Annotated in this window: 18 protein-coding genes; 5 read left to right on the top strand and 13 right to left on the bottom strand. The window is 33.8% G+C overall.

Annotated features, from left to right (window positions below; all coding sequences use genetic code 11):
• Nucleotides 1-98 precede the first annotated feature (98 nt).
• Nucleotides 99-917: an SDR family oxidoreductase gene (locus HMPREF2580_RS01810; protein ID WP_070830200.1), complete on the bottom strand. Its 819-nt coding sequence runs from the start codon at nt 915-917 to the stop codon at nt 99-101.
• 278 nt (nt 918-1,195) lie between these two features.
• Here HMPREF2580_RS01810 and HMPREF2580_RS01805 point away from each other — a divergent pair, with 278 nt between their 5' ends.
• The 3 genes from HMPREF2580_RS01805 (at nt 1,196) to HMPREF2580_RS01795 (ending at nt 6,816) form a co-directional block, all read left to right on the top strand.
• Nucleotides 1,196-2,731 carry an AbgT family transporter gene (locus tag HMPREF2580_RS01805; protein WP_070830199.1) on the top strand — a complete coding sequence of 512 codons (1,536 nt, stop codon included), beginning with the start codon at nt 1,196-1,198 and terminating at the stop codon, nt 2,729-2,731.
• A 323-nt stretch (nt 2,732-3,054) separates the two neighbouring features.
• Nucleotides 3,055-4,587 (top strand): exopolyphosphatase, encoded by a 1,533-nt coding sequence (gene ppx, locus HMPREF2580_RS01800; RefSeq protein WP_070830198.1) that lies wholly within the window; start codon nt 3,055-3,057, stop codon nt 4,585-4,587.
• Nucleotides 4,588-4,650: 63 nt separating this feature from the next.
• On the top strand, nt 4,651-6,816 hold the full coding sequence (locus HMPREF2580_RS01795) for an RNA degradosome polyphosphate kinase (protein ID WP_070830197.1): 2,166 nt from the start codon (nt 4,651-4,653) through the stop codon (nt 6,814-6,816).
• Nucleotides 6,817-6,919: 103 nt separating this feature from the next.
• On the opposite strand, the gene HMPREF2580_RS01790 is transcribed toward HMPREF2580_RS01795, so the two are convergent.
• Both HMPREF2580_RS01790 and HMPREF2580_RS01785 read right to left on the bottom strand, forming a co-directional pair.
• Nucleotides 6,920-8,152 (bottom strand): acetylornithine deacetylase, encoded by a 1,233-nt coding sequence (locus HMPREF2580_RS01790; RefSeq protein WP_070830196.1) that lies wholly within the window; start codon nt 8,150-8,152, stop codon nt 6,920-6,922.
• Between the two features lie 110 nt (nt 8,153-8,262).
• Nucleotides 8,263-8,955, bottom strand: coding sequence for an SDR family oxidoreductase (locus tag HMPREF2580_RS01785; RefSeq protein WP_070830195.1), 693 nt, complete (start codon nt 8,953-8,955; stop codon nt 8,263-8,265).
• Between the two features lie 209 nt (nt 8,956-9,164).
• On the opposite strand from HMPREF2580_RS01785, the gene HMPREF2580_RS01780 reads away from it, so the two are divergent.
• Nucleotides 9,165-9,467 carry a DUF1413 domain-containing protein gene (locus HMPREF2580_RS01780; protein ID WP_002444219.1) on the top strand — a complete coding sequence of 101 codons (303 nt, stop codon included), beginning with the start codon at nt 9,165-9,167 and terminating at the stop codon, nt 9,465-9,467.
• Nucleotides 9,468-9,945: 478 nt separating this feature from the next.
• On the opposite strand, the gene HMPREF2580_RS01775 is transcribed toward HMPREF2580_RS01780, so the two are convergent.
• The 4 genes from HMPREF2580_RS01775 to HMPREF2580_RS01760 form a co-directional block, all read right to left on the bottom strand.
• On the bottom strand, nt 9,946-10,137 hold the full coding sequence (locus HMPREF2580_RS01775; protein WP_037541655.1) for a hypothetical protein: 192 nt from the start codon (nt 10,135-10,137) through the stop codon (nt 9,946-9,948).
• A gap of 133 nt (nt 10,138-10,270) precedes the next feature.
• Entirely contained in the window at nt 10,271-10,738 is a 468-nt protein-coding gene (locus HMPREF2580_RS01770) for a hypothetical protein (protein ID WP_141756837.1), read from the bottom strand.
• An 811-nt stretch (nt 10,739-11,549) separates the two neighbouring features.
• On the bottom strand, nt 11,550-12,758 hold the full coding sequence (locus HMPREF2580_RS01765; protein ID WP_070830193.1) for a DNA cytosine methyltransferase: 1,209 nt from the start codon (nt 12,756-12,758) through the stop codon (nt 11,550-11,552).
• 73 nt (nt 12,759-12,831) lie between these two features.
• A complete protein-coding gene (locus HMPREF2580_RS01760; protein ID WP_070830192.1) occupies nt 12,832-14,430 on the bottom strand; it encodes a hypothetical protein in 1,599 nt (532 codons plus the stop codon).
• 167 nt (nt 14,431-14,597) lie between these two features.
• On the opposite strand from HMPREF2580_RS01760, the gene HMPREF2580_RS01755 reads away from it, so the two are divergent.
• Nucleotides 14,598-16,541, top strand: a complete 1,944-nt coding sequence (locus HMPREF2580_RS01755; RefSeq protein WP_176747462.1) for a DUF5776 domain-containing protein — start codon at nt 14,598-14,600, stop codon at nt 16,539-16,541.
• A 49-nt stretch (nt 16,542-16,590) separates the two neighbouring features.
• On the opposite strand, the gene galU is transcribed toward HMPREF2580_RS01755, so the two are convergent.
• The 6 genes from galU to HMPREF2580_RS01725 all read right to left on the bottom strand — a co-directional run bounded on the left by galU (nt 16,591) and on the right by HMPREF2580_RS01725 (nt 23,268).
• Complete coding sequence (gene galU / locus HMPREF2580_RS01750) at nt 16,591-17,460, bottom strand: UTP--glucose-1-phosphate uridylyltransferase GalU (RefSeq protein ID WP_070830190.1); 870 nt, start codon at nt 17,458-17,460, stop codon at nt 16,591-16,593.
• Between the two features lie 298 nt (nt 17,461-17,758).
• Nucleotides 17,759-19,117 (bottom strand): gluconate:H+ symporter, encoded by a 1,359-nt coding sequence (locus tag HMPREF2580_RS01745; protein WP_070830189.1) that lies wholly within the window; start codon nt 19,115-19,117, stop codon nt 17,759-17,761.
• A 64-nt stretch (nt 19,118-19,181) separates the two neighbouring features.
• Nucleotides 19,182-20,723: a gluconokinase gene (gene gntK / locus HMPREF2580_RS01740; protein ID WP_070830188.1), complete on the bottom strand. Its 1,542-nt coding sequence runs from the start codon at nt 20,721-20,723 to the stop codon at nt 19,182-19,184.
• A gap of 24 nt (nt 20,724-20,747) precedes the next feature.
• Nucleotides 20,748-21,428: a GntR family transcriptional regulator gene (locus tag HMPREF2580_RS01735; RefSeq protein ID WP_070830187.1), complete on the bottom strand. Its 681-nt coding sequence runs from the start codon at nt 21,426-21,428 to the stop codon at nt 20,748-20,750.
• Nucleotides 21,429-21,569: 141 nt separating this feature from the next.
• Nucleotides 21,570-22,298: a MerR family transcriptional regulator gene (locus HMPREF2580_RS01730; protein WP_070830186.1), complete on the bottom strand. Its 729-nt coding sequence runs from the start codon at nt 22,296-22,298 to the stop codon at nt 21,570-21,572.
• A gap of 97 nt (nt 22,299-22,395) precedes the next feature.
• Nucleotides 22,396-23,268, bottom strand: a complete 873-nt coding sequence (locus HMPREF2580_RS01725) for an alpha/beta fold hydrolase (RefSeq protein WP_070830185.1) — start codon at nt 23,266-23,268, stop codon at nt 22,396-22,398.
• Nucleotides 23,269-23,416 lie beyond the last annotated feature (148 nt).

Raw genomic sequence — 23,416 nt, 5'->3', positions numbered from 1 at the left:
CTGCAGGCGTGTCGCCATCAATACTTAGTTAAGCAAATGGGTTTCTTCTTTTGAGAAGTGTATTCTAACAATTTGCTTAATTAGTTTTTAGAATAATATTATTTCGTTGATTTTTTCCAACTGTCGTCACTGAGCATTTCTCCTGGCCATGTGTATGCCATGACGCCACCATCGATACGAATAGTTTCACCTGTAATGAATGAACTATCATCTGAAGCTAAGAATGTGACAAGTTTACCCACTTCATCTGGTGTACCTAATCGTCCTAAAGGTGTCACCCATTTTTGATTTTCACGGAATGTGCGACCCGCTTCATCTTCAGAAGTACCTGCCAAGTTATCAACTAGTGGCGTTTCTATCGTACCAGGCGCTATCGCGTTTGCACGAATATTTTCACGACCATATTCTATCGCAATCGATTTCGTAAAGTTAATAACGGCACCTTTTGCGGCATTATAACCTGAGCGGTATAAGTCTGCAGCTTGTCCTGAGAAAGAAGCCGTATTAATAATAGAACCTCCATGATCCATCATCAATGGCAATAAGAATTTAGTGACTAAGAACGTCCCTCTCATATCTACTGCCATAATCTTATCAAACACCTCTACTGGGTATTCATGAATACGACCTGCTCCGTTATCCACTCCGGCATTATTAAATATCACATCAATACGACCATATTTCTCTTTCGCCTCATCTGCGAATTGTTGCACTTGTTGATCGTCAGATATATCTACTTTGTAAGCTGTTGCTTGTCCACCTGCGTCATTAATTTCTTGCACCGTATTGTCCAACTCATCAGAGATGTCTAAAGCTAGTACGTGCGCACCCTCGCTCGCTAATACCATTGCAGAGCCTCGTCCGATACCTGTACTTGCACCAGTCACCACTGCAATTTTGTTCTCTAATCGTTTCATTATCTGTCACTCTCCCGAATTTTTAGATTTCTACATGAAACTTTTTCGTTAATTACAATGTATATTCCACATTTAAATTTACCTTAAACGCCGACATCACAATGATAACGCTTTAATATGTGATATCCATTTTCCGTAAAATGAACCATCAAATTAGTGGTAACGTTTACATATCATCAATAATCCTGTATGCTAAGTTTTAAATTTCAGAAAATTCTTACCTGAAAATGGCAAATATGGGTATGGTTGTTATAACTAAACAAAGGGGGCAGTCATTGATGGTGGCAAATACAAAGAAGAAAAAGTCTTTTGTAAGTAAATTTTTAAATGGCGTTGAATTTGTAGGAAATAAATTACCTGATCCAGCAGTACTCTTCTTCTTAATGTGTGTAGGGCTCGCAATCATCACTTGGATTGTTTCTTTATTCAATGTGTCAGTCAAACATCCAGGTGACGGAAAGACCATTCACATTAAGAGCATTCTGAGTCATGATGGATTTGCTTATATCATGAACAACGCGATTAAGAACTTTTCCGAATTCCCAGCACTCGGTTTAGTATTAGGTGTCATGATTGGTATCGGTGCAGCTGAAAAGTCTGGCTACTTCGATAAATTAATGATTTCAGTCGTCAACAGAGCACCAAAGAAGTTGATTGTTCCAACGATTATACTTATCGGAATATTAGGCAGTACCGCAGGAGATGCAGCAACAATCATCCTGCCACCACTCGCTGCAATGTTATTTATAAAGATTGGTTACCACCCTATTGCAGGTTTAGCCATGGCATATGCGTCTGCCGTTGGAGGATTCGCGGCGAACTTAGTCGTAGGCATGCAAGACGCTCTAGTCTATTCGTTTACAGATCCAGCCGCACGCATTGTATCCAAAAATATTAAAACCAATGTCGCTATGAACTGGTACTTCATCGCTGCGAGCGTAGTCGTTCTATTGCCAACGATTCATTTAGTTACAACGAAATTGATCATCCCTAGATTAGGAAAATATGACGACAGCCAAGCACACGAAGATACAGAAGAAACCTCTTCACATATCACACCCAAAGAAAATAAAGCACTCTTCTTTGCAAATATCAGTTTTGTCGTACTTATCGTGTTACTTATTATATGTGCAATACCTGAACATAGCTTTTTGAGAAATGCGAAAACAGGTAGTTTGTTAGATGACGCCCCACTCATCAATGGCGTGGGATTAATTATCTTAGTCGTGTTCTTGGTACCGGGCACGATTTACGGCATATTAAGTGGAGAAATTAAAAATACTAAAGACCTAGGTAGCATGATTGCAGATTCTCTAGGTTCGATGGGTTCCTTTATAGTGATTGTATTCTTTGCTGCACAATTACTTGCCTTTTTAGAATGGAGTCATCTAGGTGTGATTGCTGCGGTTAAAGGCGCGAAATTATTAAAACATCAGAATGGCATAGTGTTAATTATCGGCATTATTATTTTAAGTGCAATGGTCAATATGTTGGTTGGTAGCGCTTCTGCAAAATGGGGCATCTTAGCACCTATCTTTGTACCGATGCTCATTTTAGTCGGCTTCCACCCTGCATTCACTCAAGCCATTTATCGTGTAGGTGATTCCATCACCAATCCTATTACACCTATGATGCCATACTTACCTTTATTACTTTCTTATGCTCAAAAATATGATAAAAAGATGAAGCTCGGCACATTACTATCAAGCTTAATGCCGTACTCTATCGCACTTACAATTGTTTGGATTGCCTTTACTCTCATTTGGTTCTTACTCGGAATCCCTGTTGGACCAGGCGGACCAATTAAAATGTAAAGCAAAGAGAAATTCTACAAACATTGCAAGTTGGACGTGGGCTATGAAACTAATTTCGCTCAATGCTATTTCTCTCCCACGTCCACTTTTATATTTACTTCTAGTATGAAATCTTCGATAAATTAATCGGACAATGATGCCCTTCATCCTATCTTCTTTACTCCTTTTTATATACATATTGCCTAAAATATTATAATTCTCTCAAATTACATTAAATCTTTAACAAAAAGTTTCTTAAAAATCTTTTCAATTTATCTATATCATGTAAAATAAAATTAAACAGGGGTATTTAGAACTTCCCGTATCAAACACAGGAGGCAGAGATGGAAGAAAGAATTGGATTAATAGATATTGGTTCAAATACAATTCGACTTGTGATATTTGGTTTCACTAAAGAAACGGGTTTGAATGAAATCTTAAATATTAAGACGCCCGCACGTCTAAGTCAGTATTTGACCAGTGACACTGAAATGAATGATGACGGTATTGCCGTTTTGAAAGAAGCACTTTTAAGTTTCAAGAAAGTTGCCGACAAATTTAAGGTTCAAGAGCTTCATCCTATTGCGACAGCTGCGATTCGTCAATCTAAAAACAGTAACGACATTATCAAACAAATCAAAAAAGAACTAAATATTGAAATTCAAATCGTCCCTGAAGAAGACGAAGCATTTTATGGTTATTATGCGATTTCACATACTACAGATATTGAAAATGGTATATCCGTTGATATCGGTGGTGGTTCTACCGAAGTGACACTTTTTAAAGATAAGAAATTAAAAGAAGCACATAGCTTCCCATTTGGCGTTGTCACATTGAAACGTCAGTTCTTCGGGGATAAAGACCATAATGATAAACCAGCAATTAAAAGTATGGAAAAATTCTTATCCGAACAATTCAATCAATTAGATTGGTTGAAAGAACAAGAGATCGCGCTTGTAGGTGTAGGTGGCTCAGCACGTAACGTTGCTCGTATTCATCAATCTGAACATTCTTATCCTATCGGTGGCGTTCACAACTATACCATGTCATTAAAGGATATAGATGAAGTTTACTATATCATTCGTAAAAGTTCTCGCGATGAATTAACCAATCTAGACGGCTTAAGTCGGGATCGTGTAGACATTATTCTACCTGCCGTGTCTGTGTTTAAGACACTTTTCAAAAAAATAGATGCGACACAATTCACTTTCTCAAGAAATGGTATTCGTGAAGGATTTGCAATGAATCTGATTCGCAAACGTCACCCTCATGAATTTAAAAAAGAACATGTGCGTAGAGATGCTTTAAAACATTTAGCCAATGAATATCACATCGAGGAAGAAAGTGCGAAGCGTCGCTTAAAATTAGCACAATCCCTACTCGATCAACTATTAAAACATAGTGATTTAAAAATTACAGATCATGATAAGCACTTATTCGTTGAAGGTGCGTATATGTATTACTTAGGTAGCTTTATCGATTCAGATTCAAGTTCACCACACACGTATTACCTTATTGCGAATTCAATGATTAACGGGTTCCCTCATAAAGATCGTGTGAAGTTAGCCCTTCTCGCAAGCTTTAAAAATAAATCATTACTTAAATTTTATTGTAAAGAAACGCAATGGTTCAGCGGTAAAGAAGTTGATACCATTCAAGCCTTAGGTGGCATTATTAAATTCGTAAACGCGTTAAATATCTCACATACCAGTTTTGTAGAAGAAGTTAAACTCAAAGAGAAAAAAGACGATAAATACGAACTCTATGTTTACTACAAAGGAGAGCCTATTGCTGAAGAGTATCAAGCGAATAGGCAGAAGAAACATATTGAAAAGATTTTAAAGGGGAAAGTAGCAATTATCTTTACAAAATCTTAAAATTCGTATGATATTTTTAGACTACACAAGAACAAAGATTAAATAATGAGGTGTATTGAGAGTATGCAAACTCAATTGGGAGAAAAGGATATTAATTTACCACAGTACTATAATAACAGGGAGTTAAGTTGGCTCGATTTTAACTATAGAGTCCTTCAGGAAGCTTACGATAAGAATAATCCATTACTCGAAATGTTAAATTTCGTCTCTATTTTTAGTTCGAATTTAGATGAATTCTTTATGGTGCGCGTAGCTGGTTTAAAAGACCAAGTGAAGTTAGGCTATGACAAACCTGAAAATAAAGCTCAAATGACGCCTCAAGAACAACTTGATGCGATAAAGATAAAAAATACAGAATATGTTCATACTCAATATCAACGCTATAATGAACTGATTGAAGAGTTACGACATTATGATATTGAAATGGTCAAACCCGACTGTTTATCTGAAACACTCATCGAAAGATTAGAAAAAGAGTTTAAATCACGTATTCTACCTACACTTACACCACTAGGTATCGATGCGTATCACCCTTTTCCAAAATTAAACAATAAAAGTTTAAACATATTTGTCGATATCGATACTGAAGATGCCATTAACTCAGCAATCGTACAAATTCCATCATTAATTCCTCGATTTCTAACACTTAATGAAGGTGCTAAACAATATGTAGTAATGGTCGAAGATGTCATTACTTACTTTATCAACTATCTATTTACCGGTTATGAAGTTTTAAATACTTTTACCTTCAGAATCACAAGAAATGCAGATTTGACGATTCACGAAGATGGTGCCGAAGATTTACTTATAGAAATCGAGCGCTTCTTAAAAGAACGTAAAAGCGGCTCAGCTGTGCGCTTAGAAGTGGATGGTCGCACTGCACAAAGAGAGAATATCGAATGGCTGATTGACCAATTAGAAGTTGAAGAGAATGACGTATACTTCCTAAATGGTCCGCTTGATCTAACATTTTTATTCGGTTTAGTGAGCCACCTCTCTAATAAACTCAAATATCTGACGTATGAGAAATATACGCCCCAAGTACCGAGATCTTTAGGAAATAACAATATTTATAAATTGGCTCTAGAAAGAGATATATTCTTCCATCATCCATATGAATCATTTGAACCTATTGTAGACTTCATACGTGAAGCGGCCGATGATCCAAACACCATTGCCATTAAGCAAACATTATATCGTGTAAGTAAAGATTCACCGATTATTAATAGTTTGAAGGAAGCTGCTGAAAATGGTAAGCAAGTCACTGTACTTGTAGAATTGAAAGCACGTTTCGACGAAGAGAATAACGTTCATTGGGCACGTATGTTAGAAGATGCAGGTTGCCACGTGATTTACGGTATGACGCATCTAAAGACTCATAGTAAGATTGCGCTTGTTGTTAAACGCATTGGTGGAGAGCTAACATCATTTGTACATCTTGGTACAGGAAACTATAATGACAAAACAGCTAAACTGTACACAGATATGGGGATAATTACTACAAATAAAGACATTGCTGAAGATGCGATTAATTTCTTCAATTATTTAAGTGGCTACTCTATCAAGCCTGAGTATAATAAACTGATTGTAGCGCCATTTGATATTCGTGACGTCTTTATTGACCGTATCGACAAAGAGATTAGTAGTCATTTAGAACATGGAAATGGCAAGATTATGATGAAGATGAATTCACTCACTGATAAAACGATTATTGAAAAGCTCTTTGAAGCTTCTCAAGCCGGCGTGAAGATTCAACTTATCATTCGTGGTATTTGTTGTCTTAAACCAGGTATACCTGGCATCAGCGAGAATATCGAAGTCGTAAGCATCGTAGGACGACTACTCGAACATTCACGTATTTATTATTTCCATAATAATGGTGATGAACGTATCTACCTATCATCAGCAGACGTGATGACACGTAACATGATTAAACGTGTCGAAATCTTATTCCCTGTTGAAGATAAAAATATTGGAAAACGTTTAGTAAATTACATGAACTTGCAACTTTCAGATAATGAAAAAGGACGCTTCCAAGATGAAAATGGTGTCTATCACTATGTTCAAAACAATTTATCGCCATTAAATTCTCAAGCTTACCTCATGCAAGAAGCAATTAAATACGGTAAAGAGCTAAAAAAGCAGACTGCTCAGCCAACAGGTCAACCCGTTCGTTCAAAACGTGGCGGTAGTTGGATGAGCAGATTAAGAGATACATTTAAAAGATAGAATGAATAACCTTATAAAATAATATTAATAAGCAAGAGCGGGATAGAAATAAAATTTAGCAAAATTATGTTCTATCCCGCTCTCTTCATAAATAATAGTTTCCTCACTTACTAGGTGTTTCATACCAATGTTTCAGAAACTCATATAATACATTGCTATACTGTTCTAATTCACTTTTTTCAATCTTTTCATCAACGCTATGTGCCTCTTCTAGACTACCTGGACCATATAATATAGTTGGAATATCAAAATGAGCAATCCAACCGCCATCAGTAACTGTCGTACTCATGCCATGTTGTAATGAACGACCATGAACGTGTTGATGCGCATTCTCTAACAGTTTAAAGCCTGGATGTTCTACCGGCACTGTAAAGCTTGGGAAGATCTCTCCTTTATCTTCAATCATAGATTCTCCACCCCACTCAAACTCAAGTGGATTCTCTCTCAACCAAATATCCGCATCTGCCACACGATTTAAGTCATCTTCAATTTCTTTAACAACATCTTCATATCGCTCGTTAGGTAAATAATGAACCGTAATCCATAAACGACATTCATCAGCGATAAATGCTGGATGACGACCACCTTCAATCACTGCTGGATTAATCGTATTCGCACCTGGAGGCATACCTGGACTTTCTTTCATCACAGCCCAATGACGTTCAAGTTCGTTTAATGCTTGGATCACTTTCATCATTTTCTCAATAGCACTGGCACCGAATAATCCACCGCCCGCATGAATCGTCTGACTACGTGCGCCATCGTGTATCGTATTTTTACTTTTCACTGTAATCCAACCAGTGATCACGCCACCTTGGCCCAGCGCTTGATTTTCACTTGTATCCAGAACCAATGCCAAGTCGCCTTCAGGACCTATTTCACATGCGCGTTTGGTCCCTGCCTCGCCAACTTCTTCACCGACCACTGATTGTACGATAATGTCACCTTTAGGTCGTCGGCCTTCTTGTTTTAACCTTTCTAGAACATAGAATAATGATGACATGCCACCTTTCATATCACTGACGCCTCTGCCATATAACCAGCCATCCACTTCCGTTAATTGAAAAGGAGGATACTGCCAATACTGATCATCATCAACTGAAGCTACATCTACATGACCGTTGAGAATCAACTTCGGTGCGTTTGAATCTTCACCTTTCAATGTCGCAACAATCACACTATCATTGTCATACAGATGTTCACGTTGAATTGAAAACCCTAAACCTCTCAATAAAGATTCAATTTCATCTTGAAGTGGATCCGTGTTACGACCTGGAGGACTTTCAGTATTAAATCCAACAAGCATATCTAAAATCTCAAATTGACGATTATCCAATTCAAATCCCATCCTTTATGTAAAATAAATGAATCTAAACATTTACAATTCAAGTTTAACATTATCTTTTCTATTGTGATTTTTCGCTTCTGACCTTGTGTCCATTTTTCTTAAACAGGTCTAACCGTTACTTCATTGACATTTACATGACTTGGTTGTGTCAATGCATATACCACTGCTTCAGCAATATCTCGTGTTTCTAACTTCTTACGATCGCCGAAATCCATATGTTCTGTCATTGGTGATTCAACCATACCTGGTGAAATGCTTGTCACTTTGACACCTGTACGGGCAAGTTCTTTTTCAAGCGCCTGAGTAATTGTATGGACCGCGGCTTTAGTTGCACTATAAACCGCATTCGATTTTGTAACTTCAAATCCTGAAATTGAAGCAATGTTTATAATATGCCCACTTGATTGATTTAATAAGTACGGTAAGGCTGCTTGTAACACATAGAGTGTACCTTTCACATTGACATCTATCATCGTATCCCACTGTTCGACATCATAATCTGTAATCTTTGAAGATAAGCTTTGACCAGCGCTATTTACCACGATATCGACTTTGCCAAAGTGACCTTTCACTACTTGTAGCATTTGATCGACACTATCTTTCTTCGTTACGTCGGTTGGAATCACCTTGGTGTCGACGTTAAGTTGTTGTGCAACAGCTTGTAATTTATCTTCATTACGTCCGGCAAGTGCAACGCTTACCCCATTATTGCTTAAGACCTTCGCGATGGCTTCACCTATGCCACTACCTGCGCCTGTAATCACTGCTACTTTATCTTTTAACTCTACCATTTTATTCGACTCCTTTATTGCTGAAAATGAATTTCAACGTAGTTAAGTTCATCTTAACGCTTTTCGTTACTTTAGAAAATTGAAGTGATTACCTATATTAAAAAGTGTTATAATTTCATTGTATGTTCTTAATAATCATTATAAAGTAGATATGTAACTTACATATATGGGCATATATATGAAGAAGATAGAGGGAGGTAATGTAAGAGATGTCTTATCATGATCGTGTTTTAGAATTAAGAGAAATGAAGCATCGTACTGCATTTGAATTTCACTTTGAAGATTTGTTTACTGAAGAAGAATGGTTAAATATGTCTTTGAAAGAGAGACAAAAAGAGGAAAAAGCTTTTAGAAGCGCAGTTGAGAAAATGAGTGATGTGAGATTACCATTTGCGAGTAGAGATGCTGCGAAGAATAAGTTATTCAATATCACATATGCATACAATGGCATTAAAAAGAACTTTAAACAAAATGATAAAAAAGAAAACCCAAGAGGTCGAATAGTTCAATAGTTTAAATGCTAGGATAAGTATATTCAATTATTTGATGAACATCTCTCAACCTAGTTACGACGCTTTCTTGCGAGGGAGGTTCGTGCCTGTAGTCACTCTCACTTCCTTCTCCGCCAAGCGTCACGCAACGGTTTTCGATGAACATTTTTTAGGTCATCACGCTTTCCGTGGGGACAGTCTCAACCTTGCTATGCAAGTTGTCGACTTGTCCTGTTCCCACAGGAGTCGGATGACCTTATTTTTTTGTTCGATTTGTGGAAGTCCTTGTATATCTAAAATTAATTTTGATTTTTCATTTTATTGAAAAAATTGATTGAATAACAAAGCATAATGAAAACCACATCTCACGGGGAAGTAAGATGTGGTCTTCAAACACATTATTCTAGATTTTAGGGGTATATAGAGTATGTTTGCCCTCAATTACTCTTTGAGAGCAAGGCGCGTTTTCATCATTTTCGGGAGTTATCAATAGCTTAGGTTAACTAGTAACAAGGGATTTACGTTCGAGACTATAATAATATAATCTTTCGGCGTCAACATAAGGGATTGAGTCAATTGTTAAATAACCATCTTTAAGGTCTCCAATAAGACCTTGATTTACGCCAGTGTGTACATAAATGTCATAACTACTTGCATCTGAGAATATTAAATCCTCAATTATATTTCTCATAGTCATCACTCCAAAATTTATTTCTTATTCCTTACAATTCATATACTACACCTTTTCATGTAAATTAAAAGTATTTTGTGATACTTTTCACAAAATCATCACTTTCTATTTGCTCATAATATTAAATTATGTGTTAATCATTTTTATTTTGTAATTTCATAGAGTGTTTTAGATACTTTATCTGAGATTCAATTATTTTTAAAGATGTTAAAATTGGTAAAAAATATAGAATAGTAAAATACATCCACATAATTTGATTGAATTCAGCTGAACCATCATTTTTTAACTTGCTATAAATAAGTATCACTGAAGAAACTGTAGTAAGAACAGTAACTACCATTTCCAACATAACAACATACTCATTAACTTTTTTCTCACTATTGCTATTTTTGAAATTAATATTTAACCGACTAAACTTTTTTATAATAAATAAATTAAGACAAGTAGAGACTATAATAAACAGTACTAATATCATTAAAATTTTAGGATAATTTAAATGAATGCTGTATATTATTTCTGGGATTTCAGCTTTTTCAATATAATCGTTAATTTTAGAACTATAATCTTCAGGATTACCTTTCAAATCTCTAGTTAAGGGCATTAAAATACTTAATATTAAGAAATTTATAACTGTCAATAAAATAGTTATACATAAAAAATTAAGTCCATATCTTTTATTAAAAAAATATGCGAGGATTAAAAATATTACGCAAAGAACTATTGAAATAATAACGTTGAAAAAAACATAAAATAAATTAACTCTCTCATAAAGAAAGCCAAGTGTGAATATCAATTTTAGATAATTGAAATAACAAATATTAATCACCCCTATTTATTTTCAGTTTTAAATCTAAAGCCAACTTAATTGGTAACATATAAATTAATAAGCTGGACGTAAATTGTTGAAAGTTATCATTCCAAACGCTGGAGTTAAAGCTAAGTAAAAGGGTTAAAACAACAAGTGTGCCTGCTATTGATAAAATTAAGTCAACTAAAGTTTTACTTAAGTGTAAATTGTATCTACTTGCATTGTATTTTTCCTTTTTCAAAAAAGTATAGTTTAGATAACTTGATACAAAAATATATAGAATAAAAAATATAAATAGATTAAGGTATTCGTTAATGGTATTACTTATTATAAATAAACGAATAATATTTATAAGTAGAAATAATATAATATTTAACAAGGCGAACTTAATAATCAATTTAATTTTATCCACAACCATTCTGTAAAATTTATTATTTTAGAAAGTTACATATACATGCCATTATCTATGTATATCCTTCCCTATTACTTAAGTATTAACTTAAAATTGTCGCTCTTTATTTTTTATTTAGATATAGTATGTGAAATTTATAAACAAAATAAAGCGAACTATTAAAATCACATTAGCTCGCTTTACTTAAAAACGTTATTTTATTATATAAAAGTCTTTTGTTTTATTGTTCTTAGTGATGCGAGTATATTCTTCATCACTAATGAAACGAATATCATTCTTCTTTAAATAATTATTTAAGGTTTTATTACTATCAAAGTTTCTTTCTAAGTAACTTTCTCCTTCAAATCTACCTAACATTTTATTATAAATAAGAGAATATTTTCCATTCATATCAAAAGTCATTTCTTCATCATCTAATGTCGAAAGAGCTTCATAAATTTCATGAGCTATTCTTTTTATCACAGAAACAACCACGCTATTTCCAGCTTGCTTATATAATTGGCCATTTGACATATCTTTAGGCAGCTCGAAATCTTTAGGGAACCCTTGAACATTAAAAGTTTCTCTAGGAGTTAATTTCCTAATACCATATTTTGTCATAATTAACGGGACATTATGTCCACCTGTCCCCATATTAGCAGTTAGTGTTGGAACAACTCCTGATTTATTGGCTCTTACATATTTTCTGCGCCATTGATAAATTAAGTCATCTCTAACCATACCTTCTTCTAATTGACTATAGAATGGTTGTTTATTTTTTCTGTAGTAATATCTTTCATCTTTTTCATTTTCATAATCGATCACTTCATTTAATTCTGTAGTTAATTTAACTTCATCTGGAAACTTAAAATTTGAAAAAGCTTTTTTATTTTTAAAACCTACAATATATATACGTTCTCTATTTTGAGGTATATTTCCATAATCTTTAGCATTCAAAACTTTCCATTTTATTGAATATCCATTGAGAACTAATGCCTCTTTTATAACTTTAAAAGTATTACCATGATCATGAGTGACCATATTCTTAACATTTTCAATAAATATACATTCTGGTCTTTTACTTTGAATTATTCTAAGTAATTCAAAGAACAAATCTCCTCTATCATCGTCAAAACCTTTTCTATAACCAGCTATACTAAAAGCTTGGCATGGAAACCCGCCTACTATGATGTCAGTGTCAGGTATTTCTTCAACTTTAACTTCATGAATATCTCTTTTGTCCAAATCAACATTTTCAAAATTAGTACAATATGTAATTTGAGCATTTTTATCAAATTCATTAGCGTACATCACTCTGAACTCGTTAGTTTGTTCAAAACCCAACTCAATTCCTCCTACACCACTAAAAAACGCAGCTAAACTGTATTTTCTATGGTGAGTAGAACTTACAGAATTAATCATGTACATCTCCTACTTCCGATATATTTTCAAGACATAATTATATCAAATAAAAACTATTACGTACATATGTTCTCTATTTTTTTGAAATCCATCCAATAGCATCTTTTGGAGGATTCTCTGGTTCAATCCAAATAAACTCTAAGCCAATACCTCTATTGTGATCTTTAAATTTAATTAACCTAATACCATTTATACCTATTTCATTTAATTTTTCTTCTGTCAAAATTTCTCTAGGTTTTAGTTGAAATACTCCTTGTAGTATCCATTCCCCTAGAATTTGTTGGTCGCTATATGACTGAATACTTTTACCACCCTCTTGGTTAATATAAGCATCAATAATATCACCAGAACTAAGAAATTCTAATTTAAAAACTCTTTCTTCTTTAGGTAATAGTAACTTACTAGTTCCTTCTATAAACTTCCCTATGTTTTCACCAAAGAAATCAGGATGACTATTATGGAATTTTTTTGAATTCGGTAAAGGAATGTACATTTCTCTAATAGGTCTATAAACTAGTGCTTCAACACTTCTAACTAATTCAGGATTATTTGTTTTTTCTATGAATTTCATCATACTGTTTCTGATTCTTTTCATCTCTTCTTTTTCATCTTTAGATCTAAATTCTTTTAATAAAAGTAGGCTTAAATACTTTTTAAGTTTATTTAATATTTCTTCATCTAAAACATTTTTATAGGTATTAATAATATTTTCTATTCTTTTTTCTCTATAATTATTAGCTTTACTTAACTTTGGTGCTCCGTTAAAACCATTAAATCCAGAATTTTCATGTACTTTGCCTTCTTTATCTGTAATAATCCATGAAATTGATTCTTCTATATCATCTTCATTAAGTTTAGACTCTAGGCCACTTATATTAGCTTGTTCATTTAATGTTTCAAATAATTTGAATGGATCCTCAATATATTTTACATCCCAAGACTCAACTACAATGCTTTTATTATTAAATGACATATATAACTGACTATCTGCTGACGTGTACTTATATTCATGGTTCTCATCTGTAAATTTAAAATTAGTTGGGTTATTTTTCTTAGTAGCACCAATAATTTTTAATTTATTTAGGTCTATTGGTTTATAATCAGTCTCTCCAACATGAATTTTAGGAGGCTCTCCTTTCCTTGAAGGCATTAAAACATGATACACTGCTTCAACTTTATCATCAGTACCTTTAAAACCTTTAATTTGCTCTTTTGAAGATTCAATTCTAGCGTTTCTTAGTTTAGCAATTTTTTCTGCTAATTCTCTATAATAAATTTCATTTTTTTCATTAGCCTCTTCCATACTTTCAGATGACTTCGCATTAATAACTATCTTATTTAAAATTTCTCCCCAATTATCGTATTGACTATTCTTCTTGAATTGTGCAATTTTTTGATCTCCTGAATATATACCAAATGACTTAATACCTACTAAATATTTATGTTTTTCGTCCAATAATAAAGAAGCATCATAAGATGTATTAGCAATATCTTCACCAATAGCTCCAAAGGCTCTTTGAAAAACAGTTTCTTGAAATTTAGAATTGACTATTGGTGCCACGTTATCATTATTTTCTTCGCTTTTTTGTGAAAATGCTTCACTTAAACTAGCGAAATTTGTAATTAAATTTTTATATTTTAATTTATCTTCATTATTTAAGTAAGACCACAAAATAAATCACTTCCAATACTCTAACTATCATTATTTTTAATTTTTCTTACCATAATACTACCATTAAGTGAATTATCGATAAATATACAATCACTTTATTACCACTATGCATCTTGTAAATAATAAAATTATGGTGTATAACTATTTTGTAATTCTAAAATTGTTTTATATTACATTTTTGCTTTTTAGGGGAGATTAAAATTAATAAATTAATTTCAATTGTTGTTCCTGTTTATAATAAGGAACCGTTTATAGAGAGATGTGTGCAATCTTTAGTTGATTTAGAAATGGATCATACTCAGATTGAAGCTATATTTGTAGATGATCTTTCTTCAGATCGTTCATATGAGATTCTGCAGTATTACGAGAAGAAATATGATTTCATTAAGTGTGTTCAATTAGAAGAAAATTCAGGCAGTCCATCTCAACCTCGTAATGTGGGTATCGAGGTAGCAAATGGAGAGTATATTGCATTATTGGATGCCGACGACTGGTTAGACAGTAAAGGATTTCCAAAGTTAGTCTTACAGATGGTTGAACATGAGGCCGACTTTGGCTTTGGTCAATGCTTTAAGCATACGGATAACACGATTTCTAAACTAGCTCGTTTTGCTTCCTTCCAAGAAGCTAATGGTTTAGTTCCTTATGAAATCAACAAAGTATTCCGAGCTGTAGGTCCACCAGGAAAGATATTCAAGCGCTCTACAGTAATAGATAATGATATTAAATTTCAACATATGAAATTTGGAGAAGATAAATTATTTTTTGCGGAGTTAATAAGTAAGAGTAAAAGTGCATCAATGACTACTTCAGCCGTGTATCATATCAATAGATATACAGACAATGTTTCACTAGTAAAATCTACAGATGTTATTGAAAAATCTAAAATCAATTTAGAAGTACTTCGTCAAATAGTCAATTTGGAAATTCCCAAAATAGCTATGGAAGGAATTTTAAGTCGTATCATTGAGATAGATTACATGCAACGTTTTCTAGTGTCTAAAACATTCTTAAAATCTGAGGATAAAGCGTTCTTCTTTAATCAATTTTCTAAAGTGGAAACTATTATTAAAGAAGCTGGGTTTAATATAGAAGATTTACTCATTACAGATAAATACAAAAATATCTACCAACTCTTTCATTCAGATAAAAAAGCATTACAAGAATATATTCATTATATGATTTATGATTCCAGTAAACAAAAATATATTAAAGATAAGATGGTTTATCTAAAGTATCCTGATAAATTCAATCATTTAATTCAACTTCAAGAAGAATGTATACCAGTTTATAAAGGAACAGAAATGATAGATGATACGTTTTATGAAGTTATTGAATTGTTCACTAAAGATGATTTCAAAATTGAATATGTAGAATTAATAAAAATTCATGATGAAAGATATTCTAAGAAAATCAATTATGAACTTAAGGACAACTACATTTATATAAAGTCTGAGGACATTAACTTTTATAAATACGACTTTAATATTGCAGTTCAATTTAATCATCATAAATCAGCACTCGTTTTTGCTACTTATCCAAACTTCAACGACAAAGTAAATTTAAAACGTCAAAACTTTAAATTAGAATTTGTAAATAGTCAAAATAAAGAGTCTAAGGACACTAAAGGTTCCAATACGTCTACTAAAGAAACGAAAGTAAATAAATATTTAAGCGAGGCACCTAATTATGTCATTACTACAAAATCTATAAAAAGTTATATGGATGCAGATTTCAAAGAGGAATTTAATTCAATTAGTAAAGGTAGTTTGGTTGCTATTTCTGGAATGGGTCAAACATCTAAAGGGACACCAAGATTAATTACAAAAGATAATCATTTTATTACTGCTAATGTAAGTTTCGTAAATCCTACCGAATTACAAAAGAAAGATGGATACGTTTCTACTATTCCTAAAAGAATTAGAATATTGAAGAAGTGTAAACTATATACTGATGTTACCTTCAAAAATGAACCGATTCGAACGATGCAACCTAATGAAGAATTAAATATTATTGATATTGATTATACAAAAAACTTTACTCCAAGATTGAAAACAGTAGACGGCTACTACATTACTGCTAACATTAATTTTGTTGAAGTTTTAAATTAACGCATAATAAAGGCACGCAGAATGTTAATTTTCTGCGTGCCTCTTTATGTTATTTATTATCTAGTTCTTTTAAGAAACGTTTCAGTTCATCTTTCATACTCTCATCTTTGAGTGCGTATTCTATAGTTGTTTTGACAAAGCCTAATTTCTCACCAACATCGTAACGGTTGCCGATAAAATCATATGCAAATACTTGATGATCATTGTTCATACGTTCGATGGCGTCAGTAAGTTGAATTTCATTACCTGCGCCTTTTTTTTGTGTTTTAAGATAATCAAATATTTCAGGTGTTAATACATAGCGTCCCATAATTGCTAAGTTAGATGGTGCAGTACCTTGTTTAGGTTTCTCCACAAACTTTTGAACTTCGTAACGTCGCCCTTCTTTTGAAAGTGGGTCTATAATACCATATCTATGCGTGTCGGATTCAGGGACTTCTTGGACACCAATAACAGAGTTGCCTGTTTCTTCATAAACCTCCATTAACTGTTTAATTGCAGGGGTGTCGGATTCAACAATATCGTCACCTAAAAGAACCGCAAATGGTTCATCACCAATAAATTGACGTGCTGAGTATATTGCATGCCCTAAACCTTTTTGTTCTTTTTGACGTACATAAAAAATATTAGCTAATTCTGTTGAATATTGTACTTTTTCTAGTAATTCAGTTTTACCTTTTTCTTCAAGTACCATTTCTAGTTCTTTTTGATTGTCAAAATGGTCTTCGATTGCACGTTTATGTTTACCAGTAACGATGATAATATCTTCGATGCCTGCACGAGATGCTTCTTCCACTATGTACTGAATTGTTGGTTTATCTAAAATTGGAAGCATTTCTTTAGGCATTGCCTTAGTTGCTGGTAAAAAACGTGTACCTAACCCAGCAGCAGGTATGATTGCTTTTTTAATTTGTCTCAATATTCAAACCCCTTTATCAATGTTATGTATCGCATTCATTTTAAAGTTTATCATTATTTAAAATGCTTTCATAGTAATTGTAGTGGTGTTTAATAAATGAAGAATATTGAAATTTAACATATAAAAACACGAGGTCGGGAACTTTATAGTTTATGCTCTGGGAAACCAATTAACGGCGTCCCAAAGGCAGGATTTTCGGCAGTAACACACACAATTCGACAAAACTTGAGAAACAATTTTGCTCATCGTTCGGTTCTGCTCAAATCCTAAACACTTTTGTCCCGACCTCGACTAGTTTTTATACAAATAAACTAATAAACAGGATAAAGATAATACCTGATACTGAAATGATAGTTTCTAGTAGTGACCATGTTAAGAATGTTTCTTTAATCGTAAGGCCAAAGTATTCTCTAAACATCCAGAAGCCTGCGTCATTCACATGAGATAAGATGACACTACCTGCACCGATAGCAAGTACGACAAGTGCGACGTTCGCATCTGAGTGATGGAGTAATGGTAATACGATACCTGTAGTTGAAACGGCAGCAACTGTTGCTGAACCAAGTGCGATACGCAACACTGCTGCGACAATCCAAGCAAGTAATATAGGTGACATGTGTGAACCTTCGAACATTTTAGCGATTGTATCACCAACGCCGCCATCAATAAGTACTTGTTTGAATGTACCACCACCGCCAATGATAAGGAGCATCATGCCTATTGGATAAATAGCATTGGTTACTGAGGACATGATGTCTTCCATTTTATGATGTCTCATAATCCCCATTGTAAAGATAGCAAAGATAACTGCGATTAACATTGCTGTTCCAGCTGTACCAATGAGGTAAATCACTTGTTCAAACCAGTTTGTTGGCTTTTCATGACCTGTGACAAGTTGAACAATAGTTGAAATAAGCATCAGAATCACTGGTAATATAGCTGTTAATAAGCTGATGCCGAAACTTGGCATTTCTTCTTCTTTGAATTCTTTTTGTGTGCCAAGAGATGAAATGTCTCCTTCACGAGTGTAAGCACTAGGTATCATCTTCTGAGCCATGCGGTTAAAGAAAGGACCTGCAATCAGTGTAACTGGGATAGCAATGATCATACCGTAAAGTAAGACTTCACCAATATTTGCTTTAAGTTCTTTAGCGATAACCACTGGCCCTGGGTGTGGTGGTAAGAAACCATGTGTCACTGATAAGGCTGTTACCATTGGTAGTCCAAGTTTCAAGATTGAAACATTCGCGCGTTTAGCTACTGTGAATACAAGCGGAATAAGTAATACTAATCCCACTTCAAAGAACAATGCAATACCGACGATAAAGGCAGCAATAAGCATTGCCCATTGCACGTGTTTCTGTCCAAACTTTGCGATGAGTGTGTCAGCAATTCGTGTTGCACCACCGCCATCGGCAAGTAGTTTGCCTAGAATCGCACCTAACCCAAAGATTAATGCAATGTGTCCGAGTGTACTCCCCATACCATTTTCAATGGTTTCCATAATCTTGTTAAGTGGCATACCAAGTAGTAACGCAGTAATCATTGAAGTAATGATTAGCGAAATAAAGGTATTTAATTTCATGAAAATAATTAAAGTAAGTAATATAACAATTCCTAATACAACACTTATGAGTGGCCAAATTTCTCCAAACATAACATTCCCCTTCTTTCTCTTTTAATGTCTGAGTTGCAAGTTATATGGTTAATTGGCATTGCGATTAATCATTCATATGTTCACGTTGGAAATTCGCAATTTCACTATAATTTTCTGTCATAGAGCGACTAATGTTGATAAAGATTTTTACGAGTTTCTGGTAAATAGCAACTGTGTCCTTTTCTGGATGATGCGCATTCGTTGTACCCACCATTTCTTCAATTATTGAGAAATCCTCAATCTCGCCTAATGCTTTTAGTCCAAGCACACATGCACCTAAACATGAACTTTCATAACTTTCTGGCACGATAAGATCTGTATCAAAGATATCCGCCATCATTTGACGCCAAATTTCACTTTTAGCGAAACCACCTGTCGCTTTGATCGTACTTGGTGTTTCGTTCATCACTTCGATTAACGCAAGATAAACAGTGTATAAGTTATAAAGTACACCCTCTAATGCTGCACGTATCATGTGTTCCTTTTTATGGGAAAGGGTCAATCCAAAGAATGAACCTCTTGCGTCTGCATTCCATAGTGGCGCACGTTCACCGGCAAGATATGGGTGGAAGATAAGTCCTTCTGCTCCCGGTTTCACTCGACTAGCGATTTGAGTTAAAACATCATATGGGTCAACGCCTAATCGTTTGGCTGTTTCTACTTCGCTTGCGAGTATTTCATCTCTAAGCCATCTGAGTATAACGCCACCGTTATTCACTGGCCCGCCAATAACGTAATGATCTTCATCAAGCACATAGCAGAAGATACGACCTTTCTCATCAGTACGTGGTTTATCGATAACCGTACGAATTGCACCAGATGTTCCGATAGTGACTGCTACTTCTCCATTTTTGTAGCTATTCACCCCTAAATTTGATAGCACACCGTCACTTGCACCTAGAATGACTGGTGTATTTTCGTCAATGTCCATGAGTGTGGCATAACGTTTTTTCATTCCTTTTAAAATATGAGTAGTTGGAACGAGTTCAGGTAATTGTTCTCTAGTAATACCTAATAATTCTAGTGCTTCTTCGTCCCAATCTAATTTCTCAAGGTTAAACATGCCTGTCGCAGATGCCATTGAATAATCGATGATATATTTTTCAAATAATTGGTAGAATATGTAAGTCTTAATATCCGCAAATTTTGCTGTTTGATTATATATTTCAGGTTGTTCGTGTTTCATCCAAAATATTTTTGATAATGGTGACATTGGATGTAACGGTGTACCAGTTCGATGATAAATATCGAAGCCGTTGTGGTCATTTTCAATTAAATCTGCATAACGACTCGCACGATTGTCTGCCCAAGTGATATTCTCTGTTAAACGCTTATTTTGTGCATCCATAGCTACTAAACTATGCATTTGAGCACTAAATGAAATTAACTTAATATCTTCTTTCGAGACACCCGCTTCTCTAACGATATATTTCACAGTCATTAATACGGCATCGAATAATTCATCCGGGTTCTCCTCTGAGACATCTACATTGGGAGTATGTAAGTCGTAGCCTATATTATGTTTCATTATGAACTTTCCGTTTTCATCGTAAAGTACTGATTTCGTACTTGTCGTACCAATATCTACACCAATCATGTACTTCATTATAGGTCCCTCTTTTCTATTTCATTAACGTAACCAAAAGCCTTCAATATCTTTTCCAACGTCATCGAAGTTTAAGTGAAACGCTTCTCTTAGTTTTTCAGAATCATAATTTTCTATCGCATCTATAAATACTTGATGATTACGATGGATGCGTTCGAAATCTTGCTTGTCTGTGTTCATTCGATGTCTCATTGATAGTAAAATGAGTGATTCCATGACTGGCTTTAAGTGGTTCCAAAATGTCTTTAAATATTGATGATTAGACGCGAAAATCATGACTTCATGAAATTCAAAATCATGCTTGGTAAAAGCTTCTGCATCCTCAAATTGTACAGAGACTTTCATCATCTCCAGTTGCTTCTTCATTTCTTTAGCGATTGATTGTGTATCTTGGTCTTTTAACCTTGAAAATGCGAAAGATTCAAGCATTAATCGAAGGTCATACATTTCTCTCTTTTCTTGTTCTCCAAAAGGTAGCACTTGTGCGCCCATACGTTCAAGATGAATCAGCTGATCAGTTTGAAGTAATTTGAAAGCATCTCTTACTGGAGAACGACTTACATTAAATTGCTTTGCAACTTGATTCTCTGTAAGTAATGTGTCAGTAGTAATTGCACCACTTACAATACCAAGTCGTATTTCGGCTGCAATTGATTCTCCTGTTGTTAAACCTTCTAACCACTTTTTAGGATAACCATAAGTCATGTTTCCACCCCCAAAGTCGAACGACTTAACTTGTATACAAGTATGTTAATATACGAAATTTATAATTGCAAGCGCTTTCTTTTAATTTTGGCTACTATGAACGATAAAAAACCCCAACGCAAAGTTACGTTGGGGCATGTATTAACATTGTTCTTCATTTTTAGGAACTTCGATACAAAAGTGTGTTTCATGACAATCTGGGCATGTGAGCTTTCTAGTTTTAGGCGTGTGTTGTGCTTTAATAAAGTCTAAAGTGTTAGGATTAAATACATTTTGACAATTAGGGCATAAATAAGAAACATTGTTTTTGTAGTAATACGTTAATACGAGCGCATATATGATTGTCACTGGTGTCACTGATAAGAATGGTTCTTTCTCTTTCGTGACAATAGAAGCAACAAGTCCAGTGTATTGAATGATTCCTACTATCCCAGTGGCTAGCCATAATTTCTTTCTGATACTTTTTAAGTTTAATGATTCTTTCATAATATGATCTATGTCATATAAATGTGTAATTGGAGAAATTGATGTCTTGTTAAAGTATTTACGAACTTCTTTAATTCTTTTGACTACATTTTCTTTTTTGTTTATGTCTTGTTGTAGTTCATCCTCTTTCACTTTTAACATAGAACTAAGTGTTTTGAGTGTTTCTTCATTTCTCAATAATAACTTGATGTCTTTGAGTGAGCACCCTAATTCTTTAAGTACAATAATAAGTTTAAGTTTTTTAACTTCTTCGTCCGTGTAAACGCGCCGATTTGCATCTGACATCTGACTAGGTCTCAAGATTCCTTGTCTATCATAATATTGAACAGTTCGTACTGAAACATGACATCTTTTAGCTATATCTCCTGTTGTATAAGTTGACATAGATTTTCACCTCCTAATCACACTTTATTAAATGACGTTACGTCACTAGCAACACCTTTTATCAATTTTAAGACGCCCTACCGTCTTATTTTTTTAATTAATTTGAAATCCAATCCTTAATGTGATCTACTACGCCTATTTGATCTTGAGAATTGGTTTTCAGAACACTTGGAAAATCTATATGTCCAATGCCAGGATAAATAATTTCTTTTGTTTCTCCGCCAAGTTGTTTAAACTTTTCAAGTGTCGCTTGCGAATCTGTATAAGGAATAATTTGGTCCTCTTTACCAGACATAAATAATATCTTAGGAAACTGTCTAATCTCATCAATATCTGGTAGATAATCCGTATTAATAGTGTAAATGATATCAGTAATAATTGTCTTAATTGGTGCTACAAATTGAATAAGATCTAATGCATTTTCCTTATGGGCATAGATTGTTTTATCTAATATGTATTGAGGCAAATTCTTTACAGCTTTCACTTCATCTTTTAATGTATCTCTTTTACTATTTCTTGTAAAAAGACGGGCTAACATACTTGCATCAGGAGTGATTTTAGCAGCACTATGTAAATAAATCATATGAGTGATTGGGAGTGTATTATATTTAAGCAACCTCGTTGCTATCATGCCACCCATAGAATAGCCCACTACACTTAATTTTTGAATGTGTTGTTCTTCAACGACTTGAGTTAAAACGTCATAAATACGTTCCGAATAATCATCAAGTGTATGTGAATCTCTATCTAGTTGTGAACTTTTACCTCTACTAGGACAATTGACGAATATCATTTGATATTCTCTGAAGTAAGGTTCAAACATCGTCATAATTTTATATGTTAATAATGCCCCATGAATGAACACAATCACATCATCGGATTTTGAGTTGCCTGCAAATGCGACTTCACTATACTCATCTTTAAATTGTTTAAGTGGATAAACCTTAGTTGTAAAATTCTCTTTAATCATAAAAAACCTCGTTATTCTAATATCAATTAAAATTATAATATCATATAAGTTCTTTTCATATAATTATTGTAATAATAAATTAAATATTTATTCAAATTAAGCACAAAAAAGGGAGCGAGACAGAAATATAATTTAACAAAATTAATTT

The organism is Staphylococcus sp. HMSC036D05 (assembly GCF_001836225.1).
Taxonomy (GTDB): domain Bacteria; phylum Bacillota; class Bacilli; order Staphylococcales; family Staphylococcaceae; genus Staphylococcus; species Staphylococcus caprae.
Note: the sequence above shows the minus strand (reverse complement) of the source record. Positions and strands in the feature narration are given on the sequence as shown.